The organism is Delftia sp. Cs1-4 (assembly GCF_000214395.1).
In the GTDB taxonomy this organism is placed as follows: domain Bacteria; phylum Pseudomonadota; class Gammaproteobacteria; order Burkholderiales; family Burkholderiaceae_C; genus Comamonas; species Comamonas acidovorans.
On the sequence record NC_015563.1, the window covers coordinates 6,305,398 to 6,321,054 of the forward strand.

Here is a 15,657-nt window from a genome sequence, read left to right on the forward strand (position 1 = left end):
ACCCCTCTTGCGACACCCCAGGACAAAGGACCTTCCATGATCCACAGCGCCCACGCCACCAGCACGGACACCCCCTATCGCGTCACGCTCGGCGACCCCCAAGGCCACAGCTGGCATGTGGACGAGCCCGCGGACAAGGGCGGCGGCGACACGGCGCCCAACCCGCTGCAACTGCTTCTGTCGGCCCTGGGCGCCTGCACCACGGTCACGCTGCAGATGTACGCGGCGCGCAAGCAGTGGAAGCTGGAGCAGGTGGACGTGCAACTGCGCCTGAACCCCGAAGGCACGCCCGCCAGCGGCAACCTGATCGAACGCCAGATCACGCTGCAAGGCGAGCTGGACGACGAGCAGCGCCAGCGCCTGCTGCAGGTGGCCGAGGCCTGCCCCGTGCACAAGCTGCTGGCCGGCGAGGTGCACATCCAGACCGCGCTGCAGCTGCCGGCCTGAGCGCGGGCCGGGCCACCATGCAAAAAGCCCTGCAGCTGTCAGGCCGCAGGGCTTTTGGGAGTGGATGGGGACATGGCCGGCGTCAGGCTTGGCTGACCTCGATCTCCCCGGTATCGACATAGAGCTCGAACTCGCGCTTGGCCAGCGACACGGTGATCGGCTGCTCGTCCTGGGTCCAGGACAGCACATAGCTTCCGATGGCCGTGGCCACCTGCACACGGGTGCCACGCGGAATGTCTTCCAGGGGGCCGTCGCCTACCCGGTGCTGCACATTGCCGGTGACCGTGGCTTCGAACTTCTCGGGGAATCGCTGGACTTCCACGGCGCTCTGGACCGCCTCTTCAGCGGCTTCGGCTTGCGTCTGTACGGATGTATTCATGGCGTTTTCTCCTGTAAGAGTGAGGCCGGCGCCCGCCAAAATGGCGGGCGCCGGTCCGTTCTTCGAATGTAAACAATGTTCCTGAGAACGCGCTGTCAGCGAACAGGCCCAATCCATGCGAGCCGCGTTTGCCTGCTGCGCCGCGCTGCACGACACTGGTGGCTTCCCCCACGAAACAGGCCGATCCGACCATGTCCGACACGTCCCAGCCCCACTCCCAACCCCAGCACCTGCCCACCCGCACCGCCGATGTGGGCGGCATTCCCATCCAGCGCGCCATTCCCCAGCGCGCCCTGCGCAAGGTCGGCGCCTGGTGCTTCCTCGACCACGCCGGTCCTGCCGACCCCGCGCCACCGGGCATGCAGGTCGGCCCGCATCCGCACATCGGCCTGCAGACCTTCACCTGGATGATCCGCGGCGAAGTGCTGCACCGCGACAGCCTGGGCCACACCCAGATCATCCGCCCCGGCCAGGTCAACCTGATGACGGCCGGCCACGGCATCGCCCATTCCGAGGAAAGCCAGACGCCCTCGCACATCCACGCCGCGCAGCTGTGGATTGCGCTGCCCGAGTCGCACCGCAACGGTCCGCCGCGCTTCCAGCACTACCCCGAGCTGCCCACAACCACGGTGGGCGACTTCACGGCCACGGTGCTGGCCGGCGAAGCGCTGGGCCTGACGTCGCCGGCCGAGGTGCACACGCCCCTGATGAGCGTGGACCTGCATGCGGACAGCGCGGGCAATGGCAATGCCGTCGCCACGCTGCCGCTGCGCGCCGATTTCGAGCATGCCGTGCTCAGCCTGGAAGGAAGCGTGAGCGTGAACGGCCAGCCCCTGCCGGTGGAGGAACTGCTCTACCTGCCCCTGGGCACGGCCTCGGTCGCCATCGAGACCACGCCCGGCAGCCGCCTGCTGGTCATTGGCGGCGAGCCCATGGATGAAGCCATCTTGCTGTGGTGGAACTTCGTGGCCCGCACCAGCGAGGAGATCGACGAGGCCCGCGCGCAATGGGAAGCGGAGGCCGGTCAGGATGCGCAGGCCCTGCCCGCAGGTGCGGCGCGCCGCTTCGGGCCGCCGCTGGCATCGCCCCTGAAGCCGCTACATGCGCCTTCGCTGGACGGCGTGGTGCTGCGCGCCTCGCGCTGAACGCGCTTGCTGCGGCGATCGACCTGCAGCCATGGCCCTGCCCAACCAAAAGGCGCCCCAAATGGGGCGCCTTGCCGTTTGTGTTGCGGGGATTTCGAGGGTCAGGCCGGGCTGGCCGCATCCACCTCGGTGCCGTCTTCCACGCCGCGAACGCTCTCGCGGCCGTTCTTGTCCTTGAGCTTGCCCAGGTCGGTCTCCACGGCCCGCTTCAGCTTCTCAATGGCCGCGTTGAAGGCATCCTTGACCTTTTCAGCCTCGGCGTTCACGGCGATCGGCGGGCGGCCATTGGCCCGGGTCTCCAGAACGCAGCGCTTGCCGGGAGCGCCGGAGGTCTTGAGCGCATCGACGCCGGTGAGGAAAACCTCCACGCGTACCACGTAGTCCTTGAATCTCGCCAGCTTGGCGTTGATCTCTTCCTGCGCCCATTGCGCCAAGGACTCGCCACCCTGGATCGAATCGTCGGCATGAACCTGAACTTGCATGCATATCCTCCTAGTCGCCAAAAGCCGCACCACCGGCGCGGCGGGGTTGTCGGGGCCATTGATGAACTGGCGAATCCATCGTAACGCCATGCGGGCTGCCTGCACAGCAAGTCGCACCCTGCGTCGTCAGGTTTTTCGCGCTGCAGCATCCGCAGCCCCAACCCCTGCCTACAGGCTACACCCGCGGGCGGGGCGCCTGCACGAATGGACGGAAAAAGCTTGAGATGCCTCAAGACAACTCTTGCATTCACCTACACCTATTTGCAGTGATGGCCCTGCGCCGGTCGCGGGCGTTCAACCCCTTCCTACAGGTCGCAGGCACGATTGGGCTTACAACGTGACTATCAGGACTTTCCCCTTGCCCACCACCCCATGAGCCCACTTGCCTCACGCCGCCTCAAGATCGGCCTTTCGGCCTGTTTCTCCCATGCGGACCCGCAGCGTCCGCTTTTCACGGGCAAGACGCTGCAGTACGTGGAGCAATCGATAGCGCACTGGATCATGTCGGCCGGCGCCATGGTGGTGATGGTGCCCTGCCCCACAGGCGAGACCGCGCGCGGCGACGTGACGCTGGAGCACTATGCCGAGTGGCTGGACGGCGTGGTCATGCACGGCGGCGCCGATGTCTGGCCCGGCAGCTATGGCGAGGAGCCCATGCGCCCCGAATGGCTGGGCGACCGCGTGCGCGACCTCTACGACCTGGCCGTGGTCGAGGCGTTTTCCCAGGCCGGCAAGCCCATCTTCGGCGTCTGCCGCGGTCTGCAGCTGATCAACGTGGCCTTCGGCGGAACGCTCTACCAGGACATCGAGACCCAGGTGCCCGGCTCGCAGCTGCACCGCAATCCCACCGAGTACGACCGCCACTACCACGACATCGCCATCGTGCCCGGCAGCCGGCTGGAGGCGCTGTACCCCACGCTGGACCGCGCACGCGTGAACAGCATCCACCACCAGGGCATCAAGGACGTGGCGCCCGAGTTCGATGTGGAGGCCTGGAGCCTGCCCGACCGCATTCCCGAGGCCATCTTCCGCAAGCCCGGCACGCTCAAGAGCTATATCGCCGCCACGCAGTGGCACCCCGAATTCCAGTTCCGCAACCCGGACACCAGCACGCTGGATGACAGCGTGCTGCTGCGCGACTTCCTGGCTGCCTGCTCACGCGCCCGCGTGAGCCCCGCCGTGAGCCACAGCCCCTTCCAGATCCGCAACCGCGCCGCGCGCCTGCTGCGCCGCGCCTTGCTTCGCAGGCATTGACGGCCCGGCGCCTCCAAGCGCCTGCGCCACCACCTGCTGCAACTGCCCGCGCAGCCACGCATGGGCGGGATCGGCCTGGTGGCGCGTGTGCCAGATCATGAACATGGGCAGCGGCGGACAGTCCACGGGCACGGCAAAGCTGGCCAGCGATGACAGGGCCGTGCGGCCCAGCAGCGACGGCGCCGTCGCCAGCAGCGGCGTGCCGCGCACAAAGGCGGCCAGCGCCGCAAAGCCCGGCACGCGCACGGCAAAGCGGCGCTCCAGCCCGCGCGCCTGCAGTTGCAGGTCCAGGTCCAGCGCCTGGCGGTCGGCATAGGCCACGGTGGCGTGGTCGGCCTGCAGATAGTCGGCCAGGCTGGCCGGCGGCTGTCGCACGGCGCTGTCATAGAAGACTGCGTACTCATCGCTGAACAGGCGCTTTTGCACGATGTCCGTGGCATCGGGCGGGCGCGGGCTGATGGCCAGCAGGCAGGCGTCCGAGCGCAGCAGTTCGGCATCCGGCGCGCCGCTGTCGATCACGCGCAGCATGGCTGCGGGCGCTTGCGTGCGCAGGCGCCGGGCCAGCGCGGGCAGCAGCAGTTCGCGCTGCAGGTCGTTGGCGGCAATGGTGATCTCGGCACGCCAGTGCGCGGGGTCAAAGCTGGGCCCCTGGCCGAACTGCTGCATCTGCCGCAGCAGCTCGCGCGCCGGGTCCTGCAGCGCCAGCGCATGGGCCGTGGGTGCAATGCCCCGCCCCTGCCGGACGAACAATCGGTCGCCCGTGATGGCGCGCAGCTTGTCCAGCAGATGGCTGACGGCCGACTGCGTCACGCCCAGGCGCTGCGCCGCCGCCGTGACGCTGCCGGTCTCCAGCACGGCCAGCAGCAGTTGCAGCAGCCTGCCATCGAGCTGCGATCCATCGATTTGTCTCATGCATTCCATGATTGGCCGCCGCTTTATCTTTGGCAACGCGCGCCGGACACTGCCGCTGATCCAACGCAAATACCGGAGACAAAACATGGCCGACCAGCCGCAGATTCCCGGCACCACCCTGTTCGACGGCAGGCAGGCCCGCAAGGGCTATGCGCTCAACAGCATGTGCTTTTCCTTCAACGAGCTGGCCAACCGCCAGGCCTTCCTGGCCGACGAGGAGGCCTATATGCGCAGCTACGGGCTGAACCAGGAGCAGGCCGATGCCGTGCGCGCGCGCAACGTGCTGCAGATGATCGCGGCCGGCGGCAACGCCTACTACCTGGCCAAGCTGGCCGGCATCTTCCACCTGGACATGCAGGACATAGGCGCCCAGCAGACCGGCATGACCAAGGCCGAATTCCAGGCCCTGCTGCGCTCGCACGCCTGAGCCCCGCCGCAGACCACACGCAAGACACAGCACAGGAGACACCCACCATGGCACATCTCATCGGCGGCCTCGGCACCTCGCACATTCCCGCCATCGGCAACGCCATCCACAAGGGCCTGCAGAACGAGCCCTACTGGAAGCCCTTCTTCGACGGCTTCCCGCCCATCCGCGAATGGCTGGCCGCCCGGCGCCCCGACGTGGTGGTGATGTTCTACAACGACCACGGCCTGAACTTCTTCCTCGACAAGATGCCCACCTTCGCCGTGGGCGCGGCCGAGCGCTACTGCAACGCCGACGAAGGCTGGGGCATTCCCACGCTGGCACCGCTGCGCGGCCATACGGAGCTGTCATGGCACCTGATCGAGTCCCTGGTGGGCGAGGATTTCGACGTGGTCAGCTGCCAGGAGATGCTGGTGGACCACGCCTGCACGCTGCCGCTCAAGCTGTTCTGGCCCGAGGGCGACTGCCCGGTGGCCGTCGTGCCGGTGTGCATCAACACCGTGCAGTTCCCGCTGCCCTCGGCGCGCCGCTGCTATGCGCTGGGCCAGGCCGTGGGCCGGGCCATCGCGCGCTGGAACAGCGACCAGCGCGTGGCCGTCATCGCCTCAGGAGGCCTGTCGCACCAGCTCGATGGCGAGCGCGCGGGCTTCATCAACAAGGCCTTCGACCTGCAGTTCCTTGAAAGCATGGCCACCAATCCCGAATGGGCCACGCAGTTCAGCGTGCATGAACTGGTGGAAAAGACCGGCACCCAGGGCGTGGAACTGCTGATGTGGCTGGCCATGCGCGGCGCCCTGTCAAGCGCCGCGCCCGGCGTGCGGCGCGTGCACGGCAACTACCACATACCGATCTCCAACACCGCCACGGCGCTGCTGGCGCTGGAGGCGGTCTAGTCGGAAAACACAAAGGCCGCCGGGCATGCCGGGCGGCCTTTGGCTTTGCGGGGCCGTGCGGACCGGGTGTATCCCGGCCCTGCCTCTCAATGGTGGTGGCCGTGGCCGCCGTGCACGTGGCGGTGCTCGATTTCCTCGGGCTTGGCCGCGCGCACTTCGGTGACCTTGCAGGCAAAGTGCAGCGCCATGCCGGCCAGCGGGTGGTTGCCGTCCAGCAGCACCACGGGGCCCTTGATCTTGACCACGTGGTAGATCTGGGGCTGGCCCTGGTCATCCGTGCCGCGCAGCTGGCCGCCGACCTTCACGCCGGGCGGGAACTCGCCCTTGGGGATGGTGCGGGTCAGGCTCTCGTCGCGCGCGCCGAAGGCGTCTTCCACGGCCAGGTCCACGGTCAGCGTGTCGCCCACGGCCTTGCCGTCCAGGGCGGCTTCCACCTTGGCGAAGATGTTGTCGTAGCCGCCGTGCAGATAGGCCACGTCGCCCTTGTCGAGCAGCTTGCCCAGCTTGTCGGTGATCTTGTAGTTGATGGTGACGGCGGTGTCTTTGGTGATGTTCATGGCAAAGGCCTTGGAAAACCGCAGCGCAGAAGGCGCGCCGCGCAAAGCTGCCATTGTCGGCGACCTGGGGCATTCCAGCGTCGCGGCCGTGGGTTCACCGGCCGCCCGACCTCAAGCCAGGCACTCGCGCGCGCATTCGAGCAGGCTGCGCGCCCAGCGCGCGCGGGCCGAGGTGTTGAGCCACAGCAGGCCGACCTTGCGCGCATCGGCGGGGCGGGAGCCGGCGCCGTCCGCAGCAGCGCCCTGCTCGGGCAGCGCCAGCACGCGCACGTCGCGGCCCTGGGAGAGCACGGGGCCGATGTCGGGCACCAGGCCCACGCCCAGGCCCTGGTCCACCATCATGGCCACGGCCAGCACCGAGTTCAGTTCCATGCGCTCCAGCGGCGCAATGCCCTGGGCGCGCAGGTAGCGGTCGGCCAGCCGGCCACCGGCCAGGGATCGGTCGTAGCGCACCAGGGGCCGGGTGCGCAGCAGGGCCAGCGGGTCCTGCTGCGCATCGCGGGCGCGGCACAGCACGACCAAAGGCTCCTGGCGCAGCTCGGCCCAGCACACGGTCTTGGGCAGGTCGAACGAGGGTTGCAGGCAGATCAGCACGTCCAGCTCGGACTGGACCAAGGCCGTGTACAGCTCGGGCGTGAGGCCGGCGCGCACGCTGATGCGCACCTCGGCGTGGCGCGCCACGAAGGCCCGCATCACGGCGGGCACAAAGCCGTGCAGCGCCGTGTTCACGGTGCCCAGCCGCAGCTCGCCGCCGTCTGTATCCGAGGCCACCCATTCGCGCAGGCCCTCGAAGTCCTGCAGCAATTGGCGGCCGCGCTCGAACAGCCGCTCGCCCGCCTCGGTGGCGCGCACGCTGCGGCCATGGCGCACCAGCAGCGGCGCACCCAGCTCGCCTTCCAGCACGCGCATTTGCTGGGCAATGGCCGAGGGGCTCAGGTCCAGCTGGCGAGCGGCCTCGGACATGGAGCCGGTGTCCACCACTCTCAAGAAATTGTGTATGTATCTCACGTCCATTTCACACATTTTCTTGAATCACAACGCAGATGCAACTGCTGTTTTCCCAGGCTGCGCTGCACCACACTGCGTGACAACGACTATTTCAGGAGACAGACGCATGGATTCCCGGCCCACCTCTCAAGCCTCTCAGACCTCTTTGCCGCGCCGGATGTGGCTGTCCACCGCCGCCGCCGCGCTGGCCGCCTGTGCGCTGCCGGCCTGGGCCCAGAAGCGCGGCAGCCGACTGGTGGTGCCGTTTGCGCCAGGCGGCGGCAACGATGTGTTTGCGCGGCAGATGGCGCACGGCCTCAACGAGTCCTTCGGCTACGGGATGATCGTGGAGAACAAGGCCGGCGCGGGCGGCAACCTGGGCACGGAAGCCGTGGTGCGCTCGGCCGGCGACGGCGGCACCTGGCTGCTGGGCCATACGGGCACGGTGTCCATCAATCCCTCGCTGTATCCGGGCCTCAAGTTCAATGCGGCCACCGATCTGCAGCCGGTGGCCATGTTCGCCTCGTCGGCCCTGCTGCTGGTGGTGCCGGCTTCCTCGCCCGCGCGCAGCGTGGCCGATCTGGCCGAGCAGATGCGCAAGCGCAGCGGCGAGATGAACTACGCCTCCAGCGGCTCGGGCACGGGCGGCCACCTGACGGGCGAGATGTTCGCCCACGCGCTGGGCGCCAAGGCCATCCACGTGCCGTACAAGGGCACGGCCCCATCGCTGACCGACCTGGTGGGCGGCAATGTGGACTTCAGCTTTGGCGTGATTCCCGCGGCCATGGCCCTGGTGAAGGCCGGCAAGCTGCGCGCCCTGGCCGTGACCGGCGCCAAACGCCAGCCCCAGCTGCCCGACGTGCCCACGGTGGCCGAGTCCGGCGTGCGTGCACTGGCCGACTTCGAGAGCTCGCTGACCTACGGCATCCTCGCGCCCAGGGGCACGCCTGCCGAGACGGTGCGCGCGCTGGGGCGCGACATCCTCAAGGTGGCGTCTGCCGAGTCCTTCCAGTCGCGCCTGGGCATCGAGGGCGCCGTGCCGCTGCTGGGCGATGGCGCGCAGTACGCGGCCCGCATCCAGGTGGAGAGCGCCAAGTGGGCGGCCGTGATCAAGGCCTCGGGCGCCACGGCCTGAGACCGGCAAGGACAGCATGTCATTGGTGAAGGACTATCTGGGCCCCGCCGACAGCGGCCACTGGTTTGCAGACGCGCGCTGGCTGCAGGCGCTGCTGCGCTTCGAGAGCGCGCTGGCCCAGGCCCAGGCCGACTGCGGCCTGGTGCCGCGCCCGGCCGCCGAGGCCATTGCGCGCGCCTGCGCGCAGGCGCCGCTCACGTGCGAAGGCGTGGTGGAGCAGGCGCGCGCCAGCGGCGCGCTGGGCCTGGCCGTGGTGCGGCCGCTGCAGCAGTGGCTGCAGGCCCACGCCCCGGAAGGCCTGCCCTGGCTGCACTGGGGCGCGACCACGCAGGACGCCGTGGACACGGCGCAGGCCCTGCTCACGCAGCAGGCCCTGCAGGCGCTGCTGGCCGAGCTGGACGCGCTGCAGTCCGCACTGCAGGCCCTGGCCCGCACGCACGCGGCCACGCCCATGCTGGCGCGCAGCCTGCTGCAGCCCGCGCAGATCACCAGCTTCGGCTTCAAGTGCGCGCAGTCGGCTGCCGCCGTGGGCCGCAGCATCGAACAGTTTGAAAGGCTGGCCACCGCTGCGCTGTGCGTGCAATTGGGCGGCGCCGTGGGCAATGGCGCCGTGCTGGGAAGCCACCGTGCCGAGGTGGAGCAGGCACTGGCCCGGCGCCTGGGCCTGTCGGCCTGCGGCCGCAGCTGGCATACCCAGCGCGACGACTGGATGCGCCTGGCCATGGAGGCCGCCGTATGCGGCGGCAGCCTGGCCAAGCTGGCCAAGGACTGGTCGCTGATGGCGCAGTACGAGGTGGGCGAGGTCAGCGAGGCGCCGCGCGGCAGCACCTCCAGCGCCATGCCGCACAAGCGCAATCCCGTGCACCTGATGCAGGCGGTGGCACAGGCCCAGGCCGTGCCCCAGCTTGCGGCCCTGCTGCTGGGCTGCATGGCCCAGGCCCATGAGCGCGCGCTGGGCGAGTGGCAGGCCGAGGTCGCGCACTGGCCCGACCTGTGGCGCCATGTGCATGGCGCCGCCGCCGCATTGCGCCAGGCCGCCCAGTCGCTGCAGGTGCATCCGCAGCGCATGCTGGGCCATGTGCGGGGCCTGCACGGACTGGTGTTTTCAGAGGCCTGCGTGCACGCCATGGCGCCCTGGACGGGCAAGCCCGAGGCCCTGGCCGCCGTGGAGCTGCTGGCCCCGCAGGCGCTGGAGCAGGGGCGCGAGCTGCGCCTGCTGCTGGCCGAATGGGCCGCGCCCCGGCTGGAAACGCCTGCCCTGCAGGCGCTGGAAGATGCGCTGGCCCGGGCCTGCGACCCGGCACGCGCCGTGCAGGCATCGCATGATGCATGCCTGGCGCTGCTGGCAGCGCCGCAGATCCACGCCAATGCCCATTCCCATGCTTGACACAGGAACCCCCGCCATGACCGAACCTTCCGCCGACGCCCTGCAGCGCGGCCTTGCCAACCGCCGCCGCGTGCTGGGCGATGAATGGGTGGACCAATCCGTGGCGCGCGCCAACGAACTGAATGTGGAGTTCCAACGCATGATCACGGCCTACGCCTGGGACGGCATCTGGAGCCGCCCCGGCCTGGAGCGCCGCACGCGCCGCATCATGGTGTTGGCCATCACGGCATCCATGGGCCGCTGGGAAGAGTTCGAGCTGCACATCCGCACGGGGCTGCTGGCCGACCCGGCCGACGCCGAGGCCGCGCCGCTGGACCTGGACACCATCCGCGAAGTGCTGCTGCAGACCGCCGTCTATGCCGGCGTGCCCGCAGGCAACACCGGCATGGCCATCACGCTGAAGATCCTCAAGGAGCTGGGGCGCACGCCCGCGCCGGCCAGCTTTCATCCGCCCGCAGACACGGCCTGACGCGGCCTGACCGGACTCAGGCAGCCGGCGGCTGCTCCTCGGCCGCAGCGCCCGGGTAGCGCGCAAAGCGCCGGTTCTCTGCGCCATGCACCGGGTCCTGCTCGGCCCAGGGCCACCCGCCGAACTGGGTGCGCCGGTAGTCCTGCATGGCCTGCATGATTTCCTGCTGCGTGTTCATCACGAAGGGGCCGTACTGCGCCACGCTCTCGCCAATGGGGCGGCCCTGCAGCACCAGGCATTCCACGGCGTCGGCGCCGCTGTTGTGCAGCTCCCAGTCCTGCGTGGCATCCACATGCAGGGCCGCATGCTGTGCCAGCGCCGTGGGCCCGACCTGCAGTGCCTGGCCTGCAAAGAAATACAGCATGCGCTGCGTGTCCGCACCGGCCGCGCGCGGCAGCGTCCAGCGCGCGCCGGGCTCCAGGCGCAGCGTCCAGATGGCCACGTCGCCCTCGGGTTGCGAGGCCCAGGATTCGGGCGGCGGCGGCAGGGCGGCCGCCGTGCCGGGCAGGCTGCCTGCCACCACGGTGACCACGGTCCTGCGGCCGGCGTCGTCTGCGTGCTCCAGGCGCGGGATGCGCTCGTTCCAGAACATGGTGAAGTGCGGCTCCACCATCTTGGAGCGCGCAGGCAGGTTCAGCCAGATCTGGAACAGTTCCAGCGGATTGGGCGCGTCGCTGTCGAGCAGCGGGAACATCTCCGAATGCTGGATTCCCTTGCCGGCCGTCAGCCACTGCACGTCGCCGCCGCCAAAGCGCGCGGCCGCGCCCAGCGAATCGGAATGGTCGATCAGGCCCTTGCGCACCAGGGTCACGGTCTCGAAGCCGCGGTGCGGGTGGCCGGGAAAGCCCGGCACGCCATCGCCGTGGTACATGGAAAAGCCGTCCTTGCGGCTGAAGTCGCTGCCCATCTGGCGGCCCTCCAGGTCCACGGCCTGCACGCCCAGGCGGCCATCGCTGGGCGGATAGGCATCGTCATGGTGGGCACAGAACAGGAAGGGGTCCATGGTGGGCCACAGCGGGCCCAGCGACTGGCTCTGGAGGACGGGGGTGGTGGCTGCGGTCATCGTGGCTCCTGTGAGGCTGCGCCCGCAAGAAAAAAGGGGGCGCTGCATTCTCGGACAGATGCGGCCCCCGCGCCCGTTTTGAAAGCCACCATGGCTGGGACAGTGCGGCCCAGGAATGCAACGCCCGCCGGGTCAGTTGCGCGGCGGCGTCACCAGGCCCTTTTGCACGGCCGGGCGCGCCACGAAGGCGGCCAGCACGCGCTGCAGCTCGGGAAAGCGCTCCCAGCCCAGCAGTTCGGCCGCGTTGTAGCCCTGCTCCACCACCATGTTGCGCACCCAGGGCCACAGGGCGATGTCGGCAATGGTGAACTGCTCGCCCATCACCCAGGCGCGCCCTGCGAGGCGGCGCTCCAGCACACCCAGCAGGCGCACGGACTCGTTCACGTAGCGGTCGCGCGGGCGCTTGTCCTCGAAGTCCTTGCCCGCGAATTTGTGGAAGAAACCCAGCTGGCCGAACATGGGGCCGACGCCACCCATCTGGAACATCAGCCACTGCAGCGTTTCATAGCGCGCGGCCGGGTCGGCGGGCAGCAGCGGGCTGCCGGACTTCTCGGCCAGGTAGACCAGGATGGCGCCCGACTCGAACAGCGCCAGCGGCTTCCCGCCCGGGCCTTGCGGGTCCAGGATGGCCGGGATCTTGTTGTTGGGGAAGGTGTCCACGAACTCGGGCGAGAGCTGGTCATTGCTCTCGAAGCCCACGCGGTGCGCCTCATACGGCAGGCCCATCTCCTCCAGAGCGATCGACACCTTGACGCCGTTGGGCGTGGGCAGGGAATACAGCTGGATGCGGTCCGGCTGCGTGGCCGGCCACTTGCGCGTGACGGAAAAGGCGGAAAGCGGATTCTGTGGAGTCATGGGGCACCTTGAAGGCTGGACGGGTTCGCCAAGAAATCGATGGCCGCTGCATCGTAACGTTCGGCGCCCAGCCATGCTTGGCACGCTAAATAATGGCGGACCCGGCCCTGCCGCCGGGTCATAACAATCAACGGAGACATGCATGACAAGACATTCCACCCGCCGCCACGCGCTGGCCCTGCTCGGCACCACCGCCGCCGCCTGGGCGGCCCTGCCCCTGGTCGCCACAGCGGCCGGCTACCCCGAGCGCCCCGTGACCGTGGTCGTGCCCTACTCGCCCGGCGGCGGCGTGGACATCATCACGCGCCTGGTCACGCCGCCCATGGCCGAGCTGCTGGGCCAGTCCCTGGTGGTGGACAACAAGCCAGGCGGCGGCACCAACATCGGCATGGGCGCGGTGGCACGCGGCGCGGCCGACGGCTACCTGCTGCTGACGGCCTCCAACACGCTGACCACCAACAAGGCGCTGTACGCCAAGCTCAATTTCGATCCGCTCAAGGACCTCATCCCGGTGGGCCGCATCGGCGAGGCGCCGCTGGTCGTGGTGGTCAACGCCAAGTCGCCCCACAAGAACCTGGCCGAGCTGATCGCCGCCGGCAAGGCCAAGGCCGGCGCCCTGTCCTATGGCACGGCTGGCGTGGGCAGCTCGGGCCACATGGCCAGCGCCCTGCTGGAGCGCGCAGGCGGCTTCCAGGCCGTGCACATCCCCTACAAGGGCGGCTCGGCCGCCGTGACCGACCTGCTGGGCGGGCGGCTGGACTTCATGGCCATCAACCCGCTGGAGGTGGCAGGCCATGTGGGCAGCGGTGCGCTGCGCGCCCTGGCGGTGCTCAACCACAATGGTTCGCGCCTGTTGCCGGGCGTGCCCACGGCACGTTCGCTGGGCGTGAATGTGCAGGCCACCGTGTGGTGGGGCCTGGTGGCGCCGGCCGGCACGCCGCCGGCCGTGGTGCAGGCGCTGAACCAGGCTTTGAACAAGAGCCTGGCCCAGCCCGCCGTGCTGCAGAAGCTGGCCGACATCGGCGCATCGCCCATGGGCGGCACGCCGGCCGAGTTCGGCGCCTTCATTCAGGCCGAGAGTGCTGAGCTGGGCGAGGTGATTCGCGCCGCCAATATCCGCGCGGACTGAGGCGCGGGCGAAGGGAAGGACGAAGGCGCGCCGCTGCGCTCAGCGCGGCGCGACGGGCTTCTGGACCAGGGCCACGCTCAGGCCGTCCGGCGTCACCGTGATGGCGCCGGGCTCCATGTTCAGCGAGTCCATCAGGGCCAGTTCCTTGTCCTGCAGCTGGTAGAGCACGAGCTGGCCCAGCGCCTGCTCGGCCAGCGCGCTGGCGTAGGTGGTGAGCATGTCGCTCATGGCGGGCGCCAGGTCATTGATGACCAGGCTGTTGACCTTGATCTGGTGGGCGCGCAGCGTGCGGTCCGTGGGCTCGTAGCGCAGCGCGAAGTCCAGGTTCAGATGGCCGCCATAGCCCTGCTTGAGCACGGGCCCCGACAGATCGGCCTGCAGCACCGCATTGAGCGCGTTGCGCTCGGGCAGCAATCCCAGCACCGGCGAATGCAGCTTGAGCTGCAGCATGCCGGCCACGGGGAACTGCCGGGGAAAGCGCTGGGCCACCACCTCCTGCAGCCTTTGCCGCGAAACCGAGACATTCCCAGGTCCGGACTTTCCCGAACATCCGGTCGCGGCCAGGCTCCAGCCCGCTGCCACGACCATCAACAAAAAGCGGCGATTCATCACGACAGCACAAGCCTCAGAAAGCCCGACACGAAACCCTGAAGCGCCATGCATGCCATACGCATGGCGCTATGTTTTTTGAGAGCGACATTGTCCCGCCAGGGGCTATTCCCTGTCCCTGCAGTGGGTGTTGCCCGGCACCTTCGCGAAGCCACTTCGAGAACGAAACGACATAGCAGCTAGTGCCCGCCGGACATAGGCAGTACCGGCTCCCATACGGAAACTCGGCCGCTCGCAAAGTTCCCGCCTTCCAGAAGAAATCAAGGAGACACCATGAAGAAGAACATCGCCCTCGCCCTGCTGGCCACAGGCTGCGCGGCCGGCCCCGCCCTGGCGCAGTCCACCAGCAGCGTGAGCCTGTACGGCATCATCGACGTGTCGGTGCGCGCGCAAAGCGGCCTGTCGGGCGCCAATGCGCCGGCTGCGGGCAGCATGGGCTCGGTCAACAGCGGCGTGGGTCCCACCAGCCGCTGGGGCATACGCGGCAGCGAGGACCTGGGCGGCGGCCTGCGCGCCATCTTCAACCTCGAATCCACGCTGGGCGCCGACGTGGGCGGCATCGGCGGCGTGGCCGGCACCTTCGACCGGGCGGCCATCGTGGGCCTGGCCGGCCACTGGGGCGCGGTCACGGCTGGCCGGCAGAACACGCTGATCTCCGACTCCGTGGGCCTGGTCGATCCCATCGCCCTGCGCTTTGCGGGCCTGAACCCCAACATCCAGGTCACCAGCCTCACGGGCCACGGCCTCAACAACGAATGGGGCGCCACCAACACCAAGGTGGGCTCCAACCGCGTCAACAACTCCATCAAGTACTCGGGCAGCTTTGGCGGCCTCACGGCGCGCGCCATGTACAGCTTCGGGGAGACCGGCGTGTCGGCCTCGCGCCTGGACACGCGCGGCCTGGGCCTGGACTGGCGCCAGGACGACCTGGTGCTGACCAGTGCCTACACCCAGTTCCACGACGCCAGCGGCCGCACGCTGGACGCCGCCAATATCGGTGGCGCCTGGAGCCGTGGCGACCTGCGCCTGATGCTCAATTACGGCCGCAACAAGGCCGAGACCAGCGACACCGCGAAAACCACGAACAAGATCCTGGCCCTGGGCGCGCGCTACGCCGTCACGCCCGTCATCGGTCTGAACGGCGGCTACTACAAGGTGGACCGTGAGCGCACGGGCCAGGGCGACGACGGCTTCCAGCGCCTGATCGGCTTCGTGGACTACCAGCTGTCCAAGCGCACCAGCCTGTTCCTGGAGCTGGACACGACCAAGTGGAAGAACGGTTACCAGGGCGCAGGCAACAAGACACGCGCCAGCGGCATCAGCCTGGGTATCACGCACAATTTCTGACCCCCTGAGCGGCTGGCGCCGCTTCCCCCAGGGGACGACGCCCTCGGCTAGGCGCCCCCGCCGCGAGGCGGCTCTTGCTCGGCGTCTCTGAGTTGGAGCACGCCAGTTTCACAGGCTGTGATCGTGATTCGCAGACCTGCAAGCCGCCGCGAAATCCAGCTTTGCCGCGCCCTTGGGCGC

At 68.9% G+C, this 15,657-nt stretch carries 18 protein-coding genes; 10 read left to right on the forward strand and 8 right to left on the reverse strand.

The genetic code is table 11. The annotated features are described in order from the left end of the window. Positions 1-36: 36 nt before the first annotated feature. On the forward strand, positions 37-447 hold the full coding sequence (locus DELCS14_RS27710; protein WP_013804538.1) for an OsmC family protein: 411 nt from the start codon (positions 37-39) through the stop codon (positions 445-447). 82 nt (positions 448-529) lie between these two features. Here DELCS14_RS27710 and DELCS14_RS27715 read toward each other — a convergent pair whose 3' ends face one another. Continuing rightward, positions 530-826, reverse strand: a complete 297-nt coding sequence (locus DELCS14_RS27715) for a hypothetical protein (RefSeq protein WP_012202852.1) — start codon at positions 824-826, stop codon at positions 530-532. 191 nt (positions 827-1,017) lie between these two features. Here DELCS14_RS27715 and DELCS14_RS27720 point away from each other — a divergent pair, with 191 nt between their 5' ends. Further along, on the forward strand, positions 1,018-1,971 hold the full coding sequence (locus DELCS14_RS27720; RefSeq protein ID WP_013804539.1) for a pirin family protein: 954 nt from the start codon (positions 1,018-1,020) through the stop codon (positions 1,969-1,971). A gap of 101 nt (positions 1,972-2,072) precedes the next feature. On the opposite strand, the gene DELCS14_RS27725 is transcribed toward DELCS14_RS27720, so the two are convergent. Beyond that, positions 2,073-2,453, reverse strand: coding sequence for an HPF/RaiA family ribosome-associated protein (locus DELCS14_RS27725; protein WP_012202850.1), 381 nt, complete (start codon positions 2,451-2,453; stop codon positions 2,073-2,075). A gap of 372 nt (positions 2,454-2,825) precedes the next feature. Between DELCS14_RS27725 and DELCS14_RS27730 the strand changes: the two genes are divergently transcribed. Then, complete coding sequence (locus tag DELCS14_RS27730; RefSeq protein WP_012202849.1) at positions 2,826-3,707, forward strand: type 1 glutamine amidotransferase; 882 nt, start codon at positions 2,826-2,828, stop codon at positions 3,705-3,707. Here the strand turns inward: DELCS14_RS27730 and DELCS14_RS27735 are convergent. After that, on the reverse strand, positions 3,609-4,628 hold the full coding sequence (locus DELCS14_RS27735) for a LysR family transcriptional regulator (RefSeq protein WP_013804540.1): 1,020 nt from the start codon (positions 4,626-4,628) through the stop codon (positions 3,609-3,611). The two genes, DELCS14_RS27730 and DELCS14_RS27735, sit on opposite strands and share 99 nt — an antisense overlap. Before the next feature lie 76 nt (positions 4,629-4,704). On the opposite strand from DELCS14_RS27735, the gene DELCS14_RS27740 reads away from it, so the two are divergent. Together DELCS14_RS27740 and DELCS14_RS27745 are read left to right on the forward strand one after the other, a co-directional pair. Further along, the gene (locus DELCS14_RS27740; protein ID WP_012202847.1) at positions 4,705-5,046 is read left to right on the forward strand and encodes a protocatechuate 4,5-dioxygenase subunit alpha; all 342 of its coding nucleotides are present in this window, start codon (positions 4,705-4,707) and stop codon (positions 5,044-5,046) included. Positions 5,047-5,093: 47 nt separating this feature from the next. After that, a complete protein-coding gene (locus tag DELCS14_RS27745; protein ID WP_013804541.1) occupies positions 5,094-5,939 on the forward strand; it encodes a class III extradiol dioxygenase family protein in 846 nt (281 codons plus the stop codon). Between the two features lie 86 nt (positions 5,940-6,025). Here DELCS14_RS27745 and DELCS14_RS27750 read toward each other — a convergent pair whose 3' ends face one another. Continuing rightward, complete coding sequence (locus tag DELCS14_RS27750; RefSeq protein WP_034399899.1) at positions 6,026-6,496, reverse strand: peptidylprolyl isomerase; 471 nt, start codon at positions 6,494-6,496, stop codon at positions 6,026-6,028. Positions 6,497-6,607: 111 nt separating this feature from the next. Then, positions 6,608-7,519 carry a LysR family transcriptional regulator gene (locus DELCS14_RS27755; protein ID WP_101724257.1) on the reverse strand — a complete coding sequence of 304 codons (912 nt, stop codon included), beginning with the start codon at positions 7,517-7,519 and terminating at the stop codon, positions 6,608-6,610. A 91-nt stretch (positions 7,520-7,610) separates the two neighbouring features. On the opposite strand from DELCS14_RS27755, the gene DELCS14_RS27760 reads away from it, so the two are divergent. The 3 genes from DELCS14_RS27760 to DELCS14_RS27770 are packed head-to-tail and all read left to right on the forward strand — an operon-like array spanning position 7,611 to position 10,474. Next, positions 7,611-8,618 (forward strand): tripartite tricarboxylate transporter substrate binding protein, encoded by a 1,008-nt coding sequence (locus DELCS14_RS27760; RefSeq protein WP_013804543.1) that lies wholly within the window; start codon positions 7,611-7,613, stop codon positions 8,616-8,618. A 16-nt stretch (positions 8,619-8,634) separates the two neighbouring features. Further along, positions 8,635-10,005, forward strand: a complete 1,371-nt coding sequence (locus tag DELCS14_RS27765; protein ID WP_013804544.1) for a lyase family protein — start codon at positions 8,635-8,637, stop codon at positions 10,003-10,005. Positions 10,006-10,021: 16 nt separating this feature from the next. Continuing rightward, positions 10,022-10,474 (forward strand): carboxymuconolactone decarboxylase family protein, encoded by a 453-nt coding sequence (locus DELCS14_RS27770; protein ID WP_013804545.1) that lies wholly within the window; start codon positions 10,022-10,024, stop codon positions 10,472-10,474. A gap of 16 nt (positions 10,475-10,490) precedes the next feature. On the opposite strand, the gene DELCS14_RS27775 is transcribed toward DELCS14_RS27770, so the two are convergent. Together DELCS14_RS27775 and DELCS14_RS27780 are read right to left on the reverse strand one after the other, a co-directional pair. After that, the gene (locus tag DELCS14_RS27775) at positions 10,491-11,537 is read right to left on the reverse strand and encodes a pirin family protein (protein ID WP_013804546.1); all 1,047 of its coding nucleotides are present in this window, start codon (positions 11,535-11,537) and stop codon (positions 10,491-10,493) included. A 132-nt stretch (positions 11,538-11,669) separates the two neighbouring features. Beyond that, positions 11,670-12,392, reverse strand: coding sequence for a glutathione S-transferase C-terminal domain-containing protein (locus DELCS14_RS27780; protein ID WP_013804547.1), 723 nt, complete (start codon positions 12,390-12,392; stop codon positions 11,670-11,672). Between the two features lie 142 nt (positions 12,393-12,534). On the opposite strand from DELCS14_RS27780, the gene DELCS14_RS27785 reads away from it, so the two are divergent. Beyond that, entirely contained in the window at positions 12,535-13,521 is a 987-nt protein-coding gene (locus DELCS14_RS27785; protein WP_013804548.1) for a tripartite tricarboxylate transporter substrate binding protein, read from the forward strand. Between the two features lie 39 nt (positions 13,522-13,560). On the opposite strand, the gene DELCS14_RS27790 is transcribed toward DELCS14_RS27785, so the two are convergent. After that, positions 13,561-14,130: a DUF1439 domain-containing protein gene (locus DELCS14_RS27790; RefSeq protein ID WP_065346849.1), complete on the reverse strand. Its 570-nt coding sequence runs from the start codon at positions 14,128-14,130 to the stop codon at positions 13,561-13,563. A gap of 273 nt (positions 14,131-14,403) precedes the next feature. Between DELCS14_RS27790 and DELCS14_RS27795 the strand changes: the two genes are divergently transcribed. Further along, positions 14,404-15,477: a porin gene (locus tag DELCS14_RS27795; protein ID WP_013804550.1), complete on the forward strand. Its 1,074-nt coding sequence runs from the start codon at positions 14,404-14,406 to the stop codon at positions 15,475-15,477. Positions 15,478-15,657 lie beyond the last annotated feature (180 nt).